The following is a 15,844-nucleotide window of genomic DNA, read 5'->3' as shown; positions in this document are numbered from 1 at the left end:
GCCAAGAACACCTCGCGCCGCGTGCGCTTGCGGCCTCCAAGATCCTCAGCATCACCAAACGAAAGCTGCATCGAACTCACCCTTGAAGCGATGACCGATTCTCGCCGAAAGTGGAGGAGTTGTTCAGACCTTCCCTAGGCCACATTGGCTGACTTGCGCCTTCGGCGCCAAGCAAAAAGCCCGATGAGATACGTACCAGCCGTGAAGTCGAATGAGAGGCGGAAGCCTTGCGACCAGATCGGAACGCCTGGATTGTCGACAATGTGACTGTGGAAGATTTCGTAGATTCCTTGCGCAATCAGCCCTGCGGCAACCAAAAGCGGCCGCCGCTTGCTCCCAATCACGGCCACGCCCAGAAAGACCAGAAAGACTGCTAGTTCTGAAGAGAACGCGATGTTGGAGCCAGCAATTGCAGCCGCCAGCACGTAGTAGGACGCTACGACGATAAGGATGACCGGGTAGAAGCTTCGGTCTTTATCGAAGCCGAACGAGCTTGCTGAAAGCCCAACATCTAGGGCCAGCAAACCTCCAGCCAGATTTTCAATCACGGCGGAATTCCCCGTCGCGGCTCAATGCTGCATTGGGGAGCGACAGCGTTGTGTTCGAGTCGCTCTCGATCAAGGCAACGATCTGTTCGCGTGGCTCCATCCGCAAAGCTGAACTTGAGCAAAACACTTCCTGCGATGCTGGAAGTTGTTCCAGATTGTCGAAGGTACGCATGAGGTAATCGTGGTAGGGGTCGTGCAGTGACTGCCCATAGGCGACGACGACCATGCCCGCGGCCTGCATCAGGGGAACGCTCGTCTCCGAGACGAGCGAGTGAAAAGTCGCGCCACTGCCTGACTTCAGTTTGTGGAAGCGGAGCTCGATCAGGCGTTCCATACTCATGCGGGTCGTGTGGTGTGGTCGAGCGTTCGACATAGCTCCTGCGCGCCTCGATTTGGTCCTTTGCAAGAACGTGCGTGGCCGCACATTGATCAAGCATTCATCGTTGAGAAATCGACGCGTGCGGCCCAAATCCCGTTCGAGTTTCCGGACATGAATTCTCCAGCCAGCTCCTCGCATCGCGCGTAGGCGGCGATCGCTAGACCGGGGCCGGCCGTCAGTCTTCGCGCGCCAAGTCTCTCCAGTTCGTTGACGCCGGGCAGGCCAGGAAGCGCCATGACATTCAGGGGGACTGCGATGGATTTCGCTATGGCTTCGATCTCGCCGGCGTCCGTCGCGCCGGGAACGAACAGGCCATCACAGCCAGCATTGGTATAAGTCAAGGCGCGCGAGATCACTTCAGAGGGCCGGCCTTCACTTGCAACGAGCCCGAACAGATAGACGTCCGTGCGCGCGTTGATGAACAAACTGCTGCGATCGTGCCTCGATCGAATTGCCGCAATCTTCGAGGCAAACGCGGCAGGTGTGTCATGGCCATCCTCGATATTGATCGAAGAGACGCCGGCAACTACGAGTGCGTCGACAAGATCTGCAACGTCGCCAGGCGAGCTCGAGTAGCCACGCTCGATGTCGACCGAAAGCGGTGTGCCGGGACAAACGCGTCGGATCTCGATGGCACGCTGAATGATTTGCGTAGCCGTGAGCGCTTCGCCGTCGGAAAGGCCCAGAGACCAAGACACACCTGCGCTGGTGGTCGCGAGAAGCGGCGCACCCGCCGAAACCACGCGTCGCGCGCTCGCAGCGTCCCATGCGTTGGGAATGCGTAACAGGCCGGGCTTGCTCAGGATGGTGCTTGCGAGTGGCGTTGCGTTCATGTCTTGGGCTCTCGTTTGGTGGATTGGTCGTGCTCAGACGCCGCTTGCTGTCGCTCGAGCTTGAGCAGGAACGCTTTCCTTGCCATTCCTCCTCCGTAGCCGCCGAGTCCTCCGTCGGACGCTATTACTCGATGACAGGGAAGAAGAATGGCGAGGCGATTCCTACCGTTAGCGCCCGCGACGGCGCGCACCGCCCTCGGATGGCCGACAGCATGAGCAAGCTGGGCATAGGAACTGGTCGCGCCATAGGGAATTCGGCTCAATGCCTCCCACACGGTTCTGTCGAATGCCGTTCCTGGAGAATAGATGGGAACGCTGAACTCGAAGAGGCGTCCGTTGAAGTAGCGCGAAAGTTCGCCCTCAAGCTTTTGAAGATTGGGGTGTTCGCCTGGAACCGCGGCATAGCCGTGGTTATGGCGGAGGTCTTCCAACTCCCTCGGCAGTGCCGGGCGATCGCAGAACTCAAGGAGCACGACACCCGATGCCTCCGTCATCGCGAGCATTGGGCCTAAGGGTGTGGTGAGATAACGGTAGTAGAGCGCCTTGCGTTCATCGGCTTTCCCCGGGGAGACACCGAACGTCTTCTGAAACGCATCGCGGAATCCGCTGACCGATTCGAAACCCGAATCCATTGCAACGTCATCGATGCCAGCGCCGGATTTCAGGCGATCCAAGGCGATTCCAAGGCGTCGAGCCCGCGTGTACTCGGAGAATGTGGTCCCGAATCGCTGCTTGAACCAAGCGCGCACTCGCGCTGGAGCGATGCCATAGGTCTCGACATCAGCAAACGTCCACCGGCGGTCGGGCTCCGCCTCCACCGCATCCATCAGCGGGCGAAGCCAATCTGGGGATTCGCCGTCAAACTCGAGCGGGCGGCAGCGGAGGCAGGGCCTGAATCCTGCTTCTTGGGCCTCACTCGCGCTGGCATAGAAGATGACGTTTTTCGGCAACGGCTTGCGGGCAGAGCAGGTCGGTCGGCAGAAGATCCGCGTCGTAACGACAGCCGTGAAGAAAACGCCTTCATAAGCCGCGTCGCATGCGAGCATTGCTGCAATCATTTCGTCGCGAGGCGGCAGGAGCTGAAGCATGGCGTTCATGCAGTAAGCCTAGACGGCATTTCAAAGTGTCTCCACCGGAAATGCACGTTCGAACTCGCGAGTTCGCATCGTGGCGTTCTCGGATGCTGGCGCCTTGCTCGATAGCCCTCCTGAAGCCGATGCGCAGGATTGCTCTGCTTTGTCGGGGTCCGCCCTAGGCTGAGGGATTGTCATCGGAACCGCTCGCCCACGGGAAGGTAGCGCCAATGGGCGGGCGGCATCGCTCCCGCGATCGTCGAGCATCTGAACACGGTGCCGAAGCTGGCCGTGCTCGACGGCTATGCGCCGTTCTGCAAGCTGCACGTGCACCGCAAATGGACAAGCACGCGCTGCCTGGTGGTGCCGATCACGATGATGCGCAACGCGCTGGGCGTGGACGAAGGCGGCAGCGGCGTACCCATCGACCGCGAGGCGTATGCGAAGAGCGTGGCGTTCTGGGAACGCCACGCGAATTGGCGGGGCTAGGGCGGCCCGCCGCGTTCACTCGGCGGTCGGTGACAGCCGCAGGATGGTACTGCTGCCGGGCGCGAAACTCGGCTTCCCATCGAGGTCTATGGCCGTGCCTTCCAGCACGTCCGTCGCCTGTCGTGCGCCTTCGAGGCCTTGCTCGAAGCGCTCGCGCTCGAACACGAAGGGCGCGCTGCCGCGGTTCACCACCACCATCACGGCCTCGTCGTCCGCGCGACGGAAGTACACATACGCCCCCTGCCGCGGCTGGTAGTGCAGGAAGCGGCCCTCGGCGATTGCCTTCGACTCCGCGCGCCAGCGCAGCAGGCGGCGCATCCAGTCCTGCAGGGCCCGCTGTTCGGCCGTGAGGCCTTTGCCGGTGAAGGCGGACGCGGCATCGCCAGGCCAACCGCCGGGGAAGTTGCGGCGGGCGGCGATGTCGTCGCGCTCGATGGTGCTGGTCATCAGCACTTCGGTGCCGTAGTAGAACTGCGCGACGCGGGGCAGGGTGGCGACGAGGCCCAGGGCGACGCGCAGCGCGGCCGGATCCTCGCGCAGCACGCTGAAGATGCGCGGCTTGTCGTGGTTGCCTTCGAACACGACCAGGCGCGACGGGTCGGCGTAGAGCCGGTCGTTGCCGAGCATTTCGTGGATGCGACCCATGCCGGTGGTGAAGCCCTCCGGCTCGGTGAGCGCCTTGCGGATGCCTTCGCTCAAGGGGAAGTCCATCAGGCTCGGTGTGCCTGGAACTTCGCCCGCCCAATCCATGCCGGGCAACTGCCAGTGCGCGACGACCGCCGGGTTGTTGCTCCATTCCTCGCCGACGATGGTGAAGCGCGGGTACTCGCGGAGGATGGCGCCGATCCAGCCCTGCAGGAACGCCGTGTCCGAATAGCCATACGTGTCGACGCGCAGGCCGGAAAGATCGGCGTACTCGATCCACCAGATGGCGTTCTGGTTCAGATAGCGCGCCAGCACCGGATCGCGCTGGTCGAGGTCGGGCATGGTGGTGTGGAACCAGCCGTGCTGGAAGTTCTCGAGGTCGACCTTCGGCGCGTAAGGGTCGGTGACGGCGGTGCGCCCGTGCTGCGTTTCGATGAAGCGGTTGCCGTTGCTGATCCACGTCGGCGTGGGCGGGTCATTGCCCCAGGGGTGGTGGTGGCCGATGTGGTTCGGGACGATGTCCTGGATCACGCCGACGCCCTTGGCGCGGGCCTTCGCGACGAAGTCGCGGTAGTCCTCGTTGCTGCCGAATCGCGGGTCGACGCGGTAGAGGTCGGTGATGGCGTAGCCGTGGTACGAGAATGCGGGCTGGTTGTTCTCCACCACCGGCGTCGGCCAGACCATGGTGAAGCCCATGCCGGCGATGTAGTCGAGCGAGTTCACCAAGCCGGCGATGTCGCCGCCTTGTCGCGCGGCACCGTTGCCGAGCTCGGCGGCTTCCAGCATGCCGGGCACGCGGTCGTTCGACGGGTCGCCGTTCGCGAAACGGTCCGGCATCAGGTTGAGGATGGCGTCTTTCGGGCCGAAGCCCTCGCGTTCGGCGCTGCCAGGGCGGCGTGTGGCCAGCGGCACCAGCACGCGGCGTTCGCCGTTGCTGCCAGTGAAGCGCAGCACGATGTCGCCGGTCTTTGCGGCGGCGTCGATGCGCAGATCGACGACGCGATAGTTCGGACTCGCCAGCGCGCGATCCCCGATGCGAACGACGCCTACCGGCAGTTCAACCGTCAGCGCATCGGCACCGATGCCGGGGCCGCTGACCAGCAGCTGCAGGTCGGGGTTCTTCATGCCCACCCACCACGAAGGCGGGAAGGCGCGCACCGCATCGTTCTGGGCCGCCATGGCCAAGCCGGGCAGCAGGAGCGTGACCAGCAGCAACACTCGAAGCGCGACGTTCATCAGGGAGATTCCGTGGGGTGGTGGGGCGGGCGTTCGGAGACGAACATCCAGAACACGAAAGACAGCAGCAGGCTGGTGGCAAACAGCAGGAACACGCCACGGTCGAGGTCGAGGGCTTCGGTGACCTTCACCAGCCCGGGAACGGCAAGCGCCGGCAGCACGAGGCTGGAGTTGAAGACCCCCATGCTAATGCCCATCTGCCGACTGTCGACCGACTCGGAAAAGATCGCGAAGACGATGGAAATCAGCGACGACCAGCCGATGCCACACAGCAGCATGCCGAGGTAGTAGAAGGCCTCGGTGGGCGGCGCCAGCGCGATGGCCGCGAAGGCGAGGGCCATGCTTCCCATCGCGGCACGGTGCACGGCGACCTTGCCCCAGCGTTCGCAAAGCGGCTTCAGCACCAGCACCGGGAGCAGGGCGCCGACGACGTTCATCAGCAGGAAGCCCACGGACAGAACGCGCCCGGCGCTGTCGGTGGCGACCGGTGCGGTGTCGCTCCACATCGCATAGAAGGCATCGGCCATCAGCGGGCCTTCGGCGCCCGCCACCACGACATCGCGAACGTAGAAGAAGGTCATCACGAACAGGGCCTGCACGCCGAGCCATGCGAAGCCATGGGCGAGCAGCAGGGTGCCCAGCCGATGCTTCGCGGAGGGGCGGATGCGTCCCCGCCACACGCGCGTCACGCCCCACACGATGCCGAGCACGAGCACCCCGACGAACAGGGGCAGCGCCACAGCCGATAGCGCGTGATCCAGCAGGCTGCGGTCCACCGCCACGTAGGCGCCGTAGAGCGCGAAGCCGGCCATGGGCCACAGGGCTTTGAAAGGCGACAGGCCACCGCGATCGTCCACGTCCGGCGCGAGCGCCGTCGGCGCGGCGGGGCGGGCTTCCTCGATGAAGAAGGCCGGCACCACCGTGAGGAGGAAGGTCACCGCCACCGTCGTGAGCAGCAGCACTTCGTTTCCGAACACGATGGAGACCAGGTACGCGCTGATGCCGAACACCCCTGACACCACCTGCATCCACGCATAGCCGCGCACGCGATGCGGCCCTTCGGGCGTGAGATCGGCCACGAGGGATCGCGCGGGGTTGAAGGTGACATTGGTGGCGAGGTCATTCACCAGCACGACGAACACGGCGACGGTTATCAGGCCCAAGCCGGACGCGGCGGCCAGGGCATCGAGATGGAGCAGGGCGAAGGTGCCCAGCGCCCCGGCCGTACCGCCCGCGATGAGGTACGGACGCCGCTGCCCGCCCATCCACCAGGTGCGGTCGCTCAGCCAGCCGACGATGGGCTGCACGAACAGGCCCATCAGCGGCCCCATCAACCAGATGAGCGCGATGTTTTCGAGGTGCAGGTCGTAGCGCGTGCTCAGCAGCCACGTGGTCGAGGCCACCGCGGACGAGAGGCAAAAGCCAATTGCTGCGGTCGGCAAGCTCAGCAGGATCAGGAAGCCGTTGGACAAGCGGCGCTGTGACTCACGCATGGCGGCGGCTCATCGGGCGAGGTTCCGGTCGGGCAATTCGAGTTGGCGTGCATGGCGCAGGCGTGCATCGGGAACGCCCGTGCGCGGCACGGTTTGTCTGTCGATGCGGGGGGTGTCGATGCGCGCCGTGGCGATGTCGAAGGCCGGGCCGTCGCTGCCCGCATCGATGCGCGCCCTTGGAACCAGTGGTGCGCCCAGCGTCCATTCGGCGTGGCCGGGGCGGCTGGGATAGATGCCGAGCGTCGCCAGCACGTACCACGCGCTCATCTGTCCGGCGTCGTCGTTGCCGACGATGCCTTCGGGTGCATTGCGATAGAAGCGCCGCGCGATGTCGGCCACGTGCTGCTCGCCCTTGGTCGGCGCATCCGTCCACGCGTAGAGCCAAGCGATGTGGTGGCTGGGCTCGTTGCCGTGGGCGTACTGCCCGATCATCGCCTCCTGCCCGAGGTGCTTGTTCGGGTTCGGCATGGGCAGCGAGAAGAAGGTGTCCAGCCACGCCTCGAGCGCCGCGCGGCCGCCGAGCTTTTCGCGGAAGCCGTCCGGGTCGTGCAGGGCCGGCGTCGCCGTGTACTGCCACGCATTGGCTTCGGTGTAGTCGCCCGGATTGTTCATCGGGCTGGTGGCTTCGGTCGGATCGAAGGGCGTGCGCCACGCGCCGGTGCTGTCGCGGCCGCGCAGGGTGCGCGTTTCCGAGTCGAAGAGCGCCGTCCAAGACGCGGCGCGGCGTTCGAAGCGCGCTGCTTCGTCGATCCGCCCGAGGTGACGCGCTACTTCGGACACCGCGGCATCGCCGTAGCCGTACTCGGCGGTCTTGCTGACCGACTCGCCGGGCGCGCGGTCGAAGGGCAGGTAGCCATACTGGTCGAGCAAAGCCCAGCTGCGTTGCGCCCATGCCGGGGCGTTGGGACGCTCCGCCGTGCTGGTGCGAAGCATGGCCGCGAAGGCCGCTTCCGCATCGATGCCGGGGAAGCCCTTCGCGATCGCATCGCTGATCACCGGCAGCGCAGGGTTGCCGATCATCGTGTGCGTCTCGCGGCCCCAGGCCGTCCACAGCGGCAGGTAGCCCATCTGCCGCTCATGCGCGAGCAGGGTGTTCACGAAGCCGGGCACGCGTTCCGGCACCACCAGCGTGAACAGCGGGTGCGAGGCGCGGAAGGTGTCCCACAGGCTCATCGTCGAGTAGTACACGCCGCCCGGCGCATCGATCACTTCGCCCTTCGGCCCGCGCACGCGCCCATCGACGTCGGCGATCTGCGAGGGGTGCATCAGGCTGCGGTAAAGCGCCGAGTAGAAGATGCGCCGATGCTCGGCCGGAGCATCGATAGCAACGCGAGAGAGCAACGTGTTCCATGCGGCCTGCGCGTTGCCTTGCACGGCGTCGAAGTCGATTCCGTCGGCGGTGGCGAGATTCGCGGCCGCACCGTCTTCGTCGACGGTGGACAGCGCGATGCGCGCTTCGAGCGTGCGGCGCTCACCGAGGTCGAAAGAAAGCAGCAGGCGCGGCGCTTTCTCGCCTTCGCGGGCGGGCAACACCTGCGAATCGGCGATGGGGTGATCGAAGCGCAGGGCCACGCTGGCCTGGCGCTCGACCCAATTCGACGAATGCACGGTGGCGCGCAAGCCATCCGGGCGCATCGTGTAGTCCGCCGCCGTGACGCGCGGTCCGGGTTGGAAGCGCAGGCGATGCTGCAGATCGACCAGCACCTGCACGCGCCCGCCGCGATCGAAGGTATAGCGCTGCAGCGCTACGCGCTCGGTGGCGGTCAGTTCGACCAGGGCCGCGCGCTCATCCACGCGCACGGCGTAGAAGCCCGGCCGCGCGACTTCGGTCGCCTTGTGGTAGCCGCTGTCGAAGCTCGTGCTCGCCGTTGTCCACGGCGTCGCGCCATTGGGCATCAAGAGCACATCACCGAGTTCCGGGATGCCGGCGCCGCTGATGTGCGTGTTGGAGAATCCGAGGATGCGCGGCGCGTCGTACTGGTAGCCGCTGCTGAAGCTCCAACCTTCGTCGGCGTTGTCGGGGCCGGGTTGCACCATGCCGAAGGGCACCAGCGCGCCGGGAAACACGTGGCCCGTGCCCTTCGTGCCGATGCGCGGATCGACGTCGTCGATGCTGCCGGGGCGGACATCGCTGGCCGACGCGACCATGGCGAACAGGCCGAAGCAGAACGCGGCAAGGCACTTCATCGACTGGGCTCCAAGGGGGAATCAACGGCGGACACCGCACAAGCGTCGGCAAGATCGAAAAGACGCAGGGCTTCGGCGAAGCGGTCGGTGGTTTCCTCGAGGCCATGCGGAGCATCGTCGCGACGGCACACCGGGGCGTAGCCAAACCACGCGTCCCCGGCCACGTGCGGTAGCAGTTCGGGGCAAAACGCGATCGCTTGATTCGGGGCCTCGTGGCGACGCAGTGCGAACGCACGCGTCCACAAGGCGGTGGCGTGCGCCTGCCAGGGGCCGGGATCATTCACGGCCACTTGGATCGCGCCGCCGCTGGCGATGCGGCCTTGCACCATCGGGCTGCGGCGCAGCACCGGGTCGAACAGAGGCAAGCGATCCGAAAATCCGCCGCCGTAGTCCAGCTCGCCGCCCACCACCCAGTGCGAGGCATCGAGCGAGAAGCGCAAATCGGGGAAACGTTCGACCCAGCGCAGCGTGCGCCACGGGTCCTGCGTCACGGTGGCGCGATGCGTTTCCAGCAGCACTCTGTGGCCACGGCGCACCGAAGCTTCGAGCAGGGCGCCAGCGAAGCGGTCGAGGGTGTCGTCCTCATCGAAGGCCGTGCCCACATGCAGGGTGGTGCTGGCCACGCCGGCATCGACGTGCGCGGCCAGCAAAGACTCGGCGTCATCGGGCGAATCGAGGCGGCCCATCGCGTGCGGCACGAGGCCTGCGGCGCGGATCGCCGCCCAGTCGGACCACGCGAGCACGCCACTGATGCCGTGCGCGGGCAACATCGCCCATTGCGCCTCGCGCGTCTCGCGGGCGCCAAGGCTGCCGCGCGGCAATCCTTCGAGCGTGGCCTGCGCGATTAGGCGGACTGGCGTCACGCGGCCGACCAAATCACGGGGTTCTTTGGTGAATCAGCGAGCGCGCCGCTGGCCACGCCGGGGCACCACTGGTCGCGGTCGTTCTGCTGGATCGGGTTGAGGGCATCGAGCAGGTGGATGTCGTCGGCCATGAAGATCACCGTCATCACCGAGCGTGGCCGATCCGAACTGTTCGGCTCGGCGCGGTGGAAGGTCCAGCCCAGGTGGAAGCTCACGTCGCCGAGCGCGAAGGGCGCGCAACGGTAGGGGTGGCCGAGTGCGGCCATGTGCGCGGGGATGTCCTCTTCGCTGGCGTCGGAAATGCCGATGTCTCGACCTTCCGGCACCACGTGGCTGCCGCTGTAGAAACCCAGCGGGCCCATCGCCATCGGCACGTCCTGCAGCGGAATCCACGCCGTGACGGTGCGGTCGCTCGCCAGCGGCCAGTAATACTGGTCGGCATGCGCCGGCGTGTGGCCGCCGTTCGGTTCCTTGTACAGCGATTGGTCGTGATACAGCCGCACGCCCTTGACGCCGAGCAGCTGCGCAGCGACGCGCGCCAGCCTCTGCCCCATCACGAAGCGCCCGACCAGTGGGCTTTTCTCCCACAGATTCATCACCTGCAGAAAAGCGCGGCCATAGGTGTCGCGCTCGTCGAGCGAACGCTGCTCGGTGTTGAGGTGCAAGGTCAGGCGCGTGATTTCGCGACCGATCGCGGCCAGCTCCTGCGGGGGCATCAGCCCGCGAAGGGTCACGTGGCCATCGCGCTCGAAAGCGACGCGGTCGGTGTCGGAAATCGTTGCGGGTTGATCGAGCCAGTGCATCAGGAGTCTCCAAGGCCAAACCACGCCGCGCCCGGCGGCAGGTCGAGGGTGGTGGGTGAGGGGCGAGCGCCGCCGCACCATTGCATGCGGGCGTCGGCCTGAGGCATCGCCAGCGTTCGCTCAGTGGCGCCGAGGTTGAACACGGCATGCATCTCGGTCTGGCCCGACCGGCGCACGAGGTGCAGCAGATCGTCATCGACATGCGCGACCTCGAGCTCGCCCACGCGAAGCGCGGGATGTTTTTGGCGCAGACGGATGAGCTGGCGCGTGGTGGCCAGCATCGAAGTCGTGTCGGCGGACTGGCGATCGACCGCGCGCTCCCGATGCGCGGGCCACACGGGCAGCCACGGCGCGTGTGTGCTGAATCCGGCGTTCGGCGCGTCGCCGGCCCAAGGTATCGGCGTTCGGCAGCCATCGCGGCCCGTCACCAGCGGCCAATGCGCGATGCCGAACGGGTCCTGCATCTGCTCGAAGGGCACGACCGCTTCGTCCAGCCCGAGCTCCTCGCCCTGGTAGATGAAGACCGTGCCGCGCAGCGCCAGCAGCAGGGCCATCCACGTCGCGGGTGGGATGTCGCCGAGGGCGCGGTCGTCGCCGCCGCCCAAGCCAAAGTCGAAGGCCTTGCCGTGGCGACCGGACCAACGCGTGGCCACGCGCGGCACGTCGTGGTTCGAGAAAGCCCAGCTCGGCCAGCCGCTGCGGTGGGTCCAGGCCTGCAGACGTTCGGCGATCTCACGTGGTGCCGGGCGTGGGCCGAGGAAGGCGAAGGAATAGGCCGTGTGCAGGCGTTGATCGCCGTCGGTGTACTCGGCCATGCGCGCGTCCCAGGCCGCGCCGCCGATTTCGCCAACGGCCATGCGCGCGCCGTGCGCGTCCATCCGACGGCGCAGGGCTTCGAGGAAGGGCAGGGTCTCGGGCTGGTCGGCGTTGTAGCGATGCTCCTGCATCGTCACCGGGCTGCTGCCGCGCCGTTCGGGCGGCAGCGGTGGGTTATCGCGCAGTTGCCGGTCGTGGAAATAGAGATTCGCCGTGTCGAGCCGGAAGCCGTCCACGCCGCGCGCCAACCAGAAGTCGGCGACATCGAGGATGGCCGCCTGCACCTCGGGGTGGTGCAGGTTGAGGTCGGGCATCGTCGGCAGGAAGTTGTGCAGGTGGTACTGGCTGCGACGCGGTTCCCAGCGCCACGCCGGGCCGCCCATCCAGCTCTGCCAGTTGTTCGGCGGGCTGCCGTCGGGGCGGGCGTCGGCCCACACGTACCAGTCGGCCTTCGGGTTGTCGCGCGAGGCCCGGCTTTCCTGGAACCACGCGTGTTCCGCCGCGGTGTGGCTCCACACCTGGTCGACGATCACCTTGAGCCCGCGCGCATGGGCTTCGCGAAGCAGGGTGTCGAGGTCCTCGAGGGTGCCGAAGCGCGGGTCGACCGCGCGGTAGTCGCTCACGTCGTAGCCGAAATCGCGGTCGGGCGTCGGATAGAACGGGCCCAGCCACAGGCCATCCACGCCCAGCGACGCGATGTGGTCGAGGCGGGCGATCAACCCGGGCAGATCGCCGATGCCGTCGCCATTCCCGTCCGCATAGCTGCGCAGGTAGACCTGGTACATCACGGCGCCGCGCCACCACGCGGCAGCGCTGGGGTCGGCAGGCGGGGCGGCAGAGGAGGGCGGCATCGGCGAGGGCATCAGAAAGACCGCCACAGGATGGCGGTGGCCCGCTGCCCCTCTGCTGCGTGGGATGACCCATACTGTGCCGATTCAGGCATCCGGGACCGATCATGCGGCCTTCACGGGAACCCATTGCGCATGACATCGCGACGGCGCACCTGCTGGATGTGGCCCGCACGCGCTTCGACGGGCCCTACCACCACCACGCCGCGCTCGAACTCACCTGGATTCGCGAAGGGGCCGGGGTTCGCGTGATCGACGGCCAGGTGATGCCCTTCGCCGCAGGCGATGTGGTGCTCGTTCCGCCGCAGGTTCCGCACGTCTGGTGGAGCCGCGGCGAGGGCGAGACGGCTTCGGCCTGCGTGCTTCACCTGCTGGTGCCGCTGGCCTTGGGCGCGCTTCCCGAGCTGCGCGGCCTGTCCGGCTGGTTGGCGGAAGGCGCACGTCCTGCCGTGCTCGACGGTGCGCTGCGAGAAACCGTCATCGCCGAGCTGCAGGCCTTGTCGGCGATTGAGGGGCTGGAGCGGCTCGGGCGGGCGCTGTCTTTGCTCGGCCGCATCGCGGCGTCACCGGAGGGCGTGGTGCGACTCGCGCCCAGTGGTCGGACACCGTCGTCGCCGGACGAAGATGCACGGCTGGGTCGTGTTCTGGCGTGGATCCACCGCGACTTCGCGCAACCCTTGAGCGTCGAGGAAGGCGCACGCCGCCTCAGCGTTGCGCCGGCCTCATTCAGTCGCGCCTTCCAGCGGCGCGTTGGTCGGCCGTTCTCCGTCTACGTCAACGATGTCCGCATCGCCGAGGCCTGCCTGCTGCTGCGGCAGTCGTCCCGGTCGATCACCGAGGTCGCGCGGCGATGCGGTTTCCCGACCTTGGGCCACTTTCATCGGCAGCTGGTGCGGCGCACGGGTTTGGGGCCGCGGGAGTACCGGAAGACTTTCGCCTAGAAGCGTTCACCGACCGGCAAATAGCGCCACTGGCCGGGCGGCATCGCGCCCTCCGGTCCCTTGCCGATGGCGATGCGGCCGATGCGCTGGCGGCGGATCGCGGTGACGTCCAGGCCCACCTGCGCGCACATCGCGCGCAGCTGGCCGGGCACGACGCCCTTGATGGCGAAGCGCAGCGTGGTTTCGTTCTGCCAGCTCACCTTGCAGGGCGCCAGCTCGCGGCCCTCGAACGAGAGGCCCTGCGCCAGCTTGTGCAGGCCGTAGGGCGCGAGGCGGCCTTCCACGCCCACCAGCAGCTCCTGCTCGATCGTCGCGAGGTCTTCGGTGAGGCGGCGCCACACGCGGCCGTCCTGCGTCAGCACGATCAGCCCGCTGGCCTCCGCTTCGAGCGGCACCATCGGGGTGAGGCGCTCGAAATGCCGTTGCAGCACGCGCTGCTCGTGCGGATCGTCGGCCCAGCGGGTGTCGGGCGCGATGCCCATGGCCGCGCTGCCGATGCCGTTGAACGCATCGAAGCCGGCCGGCTTGTGGAAGAGCAGGGTGGCCGGCTCGACCGGCTTCTTGCGGGCCTCGGGGTCGAGGGCCACGACCTCGTCGGTGATGCGCAACTGCGGCGTTTCCACCAGCGCGCCATCCACGCTGACCCAGCCATTGCGGATGTAGGCCTCGGCTTCGGCACGGGTGCAGCCGGTGAGTTCGGCCACGCGGCGTGCCAGACGGATCGGTTCGCTCATGCGGGCAGTGTAGCGGGCCCGCCCCGCGCCGGCCCAAAGCGGCGACAATGGCGGCCTTGCGCGGTCCGCCGCGCGTTCGAGGCCCATCGCCGAGTGAGAACCCCCGAAGCCCTGCAGGTGCTGATCGATGACGGCGTCATCGACGAGGTGCTGCGCCCGCTGAAGAGCGGCAAGGAAGCGGCCGTGTACGTGGTGCGCAGCGGTGACGACGTGCGCTGCGCGAAGGTCTACAAGGACATGGCGCAGCGCAGTTTCCAGAAGCGCGTGCAGTACCAGGAAGGCCGCAAGAGCCGAGGCAGCCGCGAGGCGCGTGCCATGGGCAAGGCGACGAACTTCGGCCGCAAGCAGCAGGAGGAGGCCTGGAAGAACGCCGAGGTCGACGCGCTGTACCAGCTGCGCGATGCCGGCGTACGCGTGCCCGAGCCTTACGGTTTCTTCCACGGCGTGCTCGTCATGGAGCTGGTGACGGATGCGGAAGGCTTCAGCGCGCCGCGCCTCGGCGAAGTGGAACTCGATGCCGACACCGCCCGCGCCTACCACACCGCCCTCGTGCGCGAGGTGGTGCGGATGCTCTGCTGCGGCCTGATCCACGGCGACCTCTCGGCCTACAACGTGCTCGTCGGGCCGGAAGGCCCGGTGGTGATCGACTTCCCGCAGGTGGTGAGCGCGGCCGGCAACAACAACGCGCGCACCATGCTGCTGCGCGACGTCAACAACCTCACCGCCACGCTGGGCCGTTTCGCCTCGGAGCTGCTGGACACCTGGTACGGCGAGGAGATGTGGGCCCTGTTCGAAGCCGGCGAGCTCTTGCCCGACAGCCCGCTAACCGGTGAGTGGACCCCGGACGAGTCCGAAGTGGATCTCGACGGGCTGCGGCAGGCCATCAACGACGCCCGCGAGGAAGCCATCATCCGCCAGCAGGGTCGCGAGGCGGCGGAAGCCGAGGACTGATTGGGGGAAGGCATCGGTATCATCGGCCGTCTTCCGTTCCGCCACGATGCCGCCATGACCGCCACCTCGCCTTATCCGATTGGAACCCCCGGCCAGCCTTGGGGCGACGCCGAACGCGCCGCGTGGCGTGAGCGCCAGCGCGTGCAGCGCCGCTATGCCGACGACGTGCTGCCGCGCATCGAGGCCCTGCGTGCCACGTTCGACGTGGCCGAGTACGGGCGGGTGGTGTCCGAAGGCGAGACCTTCCCGCTGTTCGCCGTGCGCAACCGCGATTGGAACGACGCGCTGCCGACCGTGCTGGTCACGGGTGGCGTGCACGGATACGAGACCAGCGGCGTGCACGGGGCGCTGGCCTTCCTCGAACGTCATGGCCTCGATTACGCCGGCCGCGTGAACCTGCTGGTGGCGCCCTGCATCAGCCCCTGGGCCTACGAGCGCGTGCAGCGCTGGAATGCCGAAGCGATCGACCCCAATCGGAATTTCCGCAGTGGTAGCCCCTGCGCCGAGTCGGCGGCGATGGTGGCGCTGGTGGCACCGCTGCAGGGACGCATCCGCCTGCACATCGACCTGCACGAAACCACCGACAGCGACGAGAACGAGTTCCGCCCGGCGCTGGCCGCGCGGGACGGCAAGCCGTTCTCTCCCGGCGAGATCCCGGACGGCTTCTACCTCGTCGGTGACACGCCGAATCCGCAGCTCGATTTCCAGCGCCACGTGATCGAGGCGGTCGCGAAGGTGACCCACATCGCGCCAGCGGATGCCAAGGGCCAGATCATCGGCTCGGACGTGGTCTCGCCCGGCGTGATCCTTTACCCGTTCAAGGCGCTGGGCCTGTGCGCCGGGCTCACGGACGCCCCGTACACCACGACCACCGAGGTGTATCCGGACAGCCCGCGCGCCACGCCCGAGCAGTGCGTGGATGCGCAGGTGGTTGCCGTGGTGGCGGCGATCGACGTGGCCGTCGAGGCATTGGGCTGAGGTCGCGCGATGGAACGACAGAGAAAG

Annotated in this window: 14 protein-coding genes and 1 pseudogene; 4 read left to right on the top strand and 11 right to left on the bottom strand. The window is 67.0% G+C overall.

Features of this window, described 5'->3' with window-relative positions; genetic code table 11:
* Nucleotides 1-134: 134 nt before the first annotated feature.
* The 4 genes from O9280_RS07580 to O9280_RS07565 form a co-directional block, all read right to left on the bottom strand.
* Nucleotides 135-548, bottom strand: coding sequence for a hypothetical protein (locus O9280_RS07580; protein WP_298340804.1), 414 nt, complete (start codon nucleotides 546-548; stop codon nucleotides 135-137).
* A complete protein-coding gene (locus tag O9280_RS07575; protein WP_298340801.1) occupies nucleotides 541-882 on the bottom strand; it encodes a hypothetical protein in 342 nt (113 codons plus the stop codon). The genes O9280_RS07580 and O9280_RS07575 overlap by 8 nt, the downstream gene beginning before the upstream one ends.
* Nucleotides 883-977: 95 nt before the next feature.
* Nucleotides 978-1,760, bottom strand: a complete 783-nt coding sequence (locus O9280_RS07570) for an isocitrate lyase/phosphoenolpyruvate mutase family protein (protein ID WP_298340799.1) — start codon at nucleotides 1,758-1,760, stop codon at nucleotides 978-980.
* Nucleotides 1,757-2,857 (bottom strand): methylated-DNA--[protein]-cysteine S-methyltransferase, encoded by a 1,101-nt coding sequence (locus O9280_RS07565; RefSeq protein WP_298340797.1) that lies wholly within the window; start codon nucleotides 2,855-2,857, stop codon nucleotides 1,757-1,759. Before O9280_RS07565 ends, O9280_RS07570 begins: the two co-directional genes overlap by 4 nt.
* Nucleotides 2,858-3,091: 234 nt before the next feature.
* Between O9280_RS07565 and O9280_RS07560 the strand changes: the two are divergent.
* Nucleotides 3,092-3,322 (top strand): annotated as a pseudogene (locus O9280_RS07560) (DUF3228 family protein); the annotation flags it as partial.
* Nucleotides 3,323-3,337: 15 nt separating this feature from the next.
* Here O9280_RS07560 and O9280_RS07555 read toward each other — a convergent pair.
* Genes O9280_RS07555 through O9280_RS07530 form a run of 6 tightly spaced genes read right to left on the bottom strand, consistent with a single transcriptional unit; the run spans nucleotide 3,338 to nucleotide 12,216 of the window.
* Complete coding sequence (locus tag O9280_RS07555; RefSeq protein WP_298340795.1) at nucleotides 3,338-5,203, bottom strand: alpha-amylase family glycosyl hydrolase; 1,866 nt, start codon at nucleotides 5,201-5,203, stop codon at nucleotides 3,338-3,340.
* A complete protein-coding gene (locus O9280_RS07550) occupies nucleotides 5,203-6,696 on the bottom strand; it encodes an MFS transporter (protein ID WP_298340793.1) in 1,494 nt (497 codons plus the stop codon). The genes O9280_RS07555 and O9280_RS07550 overlap by 1 nt, the downstream gene beginning before the upstream one ends.
* Before the next feature lie 9 nt (nucleotides 6,697-6,705).
* On the bottom strand, nucleotides 6,706-8,883 hold the full coding sequence (locus O9280_RS07545) for a GH92 family glycosyl hydrolase (protein WP_298340791.1): 2,178 nt from the start codon (nucleotides 8,881-8,883) through the stop codon (nucleotides 6,706-6,708).
* Nucleotides 8,880-9,746, bottom strand: coding sequence for a hypothetical protein (locus O9280_RS07540; RefSeq protein ID WP_298340788.1), 867 nt, complete (start codon nucleotides 9,744-9,746; stop codon nucleotides 8,880-8,882). Before O9280_RS07540 ends, O9280_RS07545 begins: the two co-directional genes overlap by 4 nt.
* On the bottom strand, nucleotides 9,743-10,549 hold the full coding sequence (locus tag O9280_RS07535) for a phytanoyl-CoA dioxygenase family protein (RefSeq protein WP_298340786.1): 807 nt from the start codon (nucleotides 10,547-10,549) through the stop codon (nucleotides 9,743-9,745). The genes O9280_RS07540 and O9280_RS07535 overlap by 4 nt, the downstream gene beginning before the upstream one ends.
* On the bottom strand, nucleotides 10,549-12,216 hold the full coding sequence (locus O9280_RS07530; protein WP_298340784.1) for an alpha-amylase family glycosyl hydrolase: 1,668 nt from the start codon (nucleotides 12,214-12,216) through the stop codon (nucleotides 10,549-10,551). The genes O9280_RS07535 and O9280_RS07530 overlap by 1 nt, the downstream gene beginning before the upstream one ends.
* A 104-nt stretch (nucleotides 12,217-12,320) precedes the next feature.
* Between O9280_RS07530 and O9280_RS07525 the strand changes: the two genes are divergently transcribed.
* Nucleotides 12,321-13,154: an AraC family transcriptional regulator gene (locus tag O9280_RS07525; RefSeq protein WP_298340782.1), complete on the top strand. Its 834-nt coding sequence runs from the start codon at nucleotides 12,321-12,323 to the stop codon at nucleotides 13,152-13,154.
* Here O9280_RS07525 and O9280_RS07520 read toward each other — a convergent pair.
* Nucleotides 13,151-13,888, bottom strand: a complete 738-nt coding sequence (locus tag O9280_RS07520; RefSeq protein WP_298340780.1) for an rRNA pseudouridine synthase — start codon at nucleotides 13,886-13,888, stop codon at nucleotides 13,151-13,153. The genes O9280_RS07525 and O9280_RS07520 overlap by 4 nt on opposite strands.
* 93 nt (nucleotides 13,889-13,981) lie before the next feature.
* Here O9280_RS07520 and O9280_RS07515 point away from each other — a divergent pair, with 93 nt between their 5' ends.
* The gene (locus O9280_RS07515; RefSeq protein ID WP_298340778.1) at nucleotides 13,982-14,839 is read left to right on the top strand and encodes a PA4780 family RIO1-like protein kinase; all 858 of its coding nucleotides are present in this window, start codon (nucleotides 13,982-13,984) and stop codon (nucleotides 14,837-14,839) included.
* A gap of 54 nt (nucleotides 14,840-14,893) precedes the next feature.
* Nucleotides 14,894-15,817 carry a M14 family metallocarboxypeptidase gene (locus tag O9280_RS07510; protein ID WP_298340776.1) on the top strand — a complete coding sequence of 308 codons (924 nt, stop codon included), beginning with the start codon at nucleotides 14,894-14,896 and terminating at the stop codon, nucleotides 15,815-15,817.
* Nucleotides 15,818-15,844: the final 27 nt, after the last annotated feature.

The organism is Silanimonas sp. (assembly GCF_027531545.1).
GTDB lineage: Bacteria > Pseudomonadota > Gammaproteobacteria > Xanthomonadales > Xanthomonadaceae > Silanimonas.
Note: the sequence above shows the minus strand (reverse complement) of the source record. Positions and strands in the feature narration are given on the sequence as shown.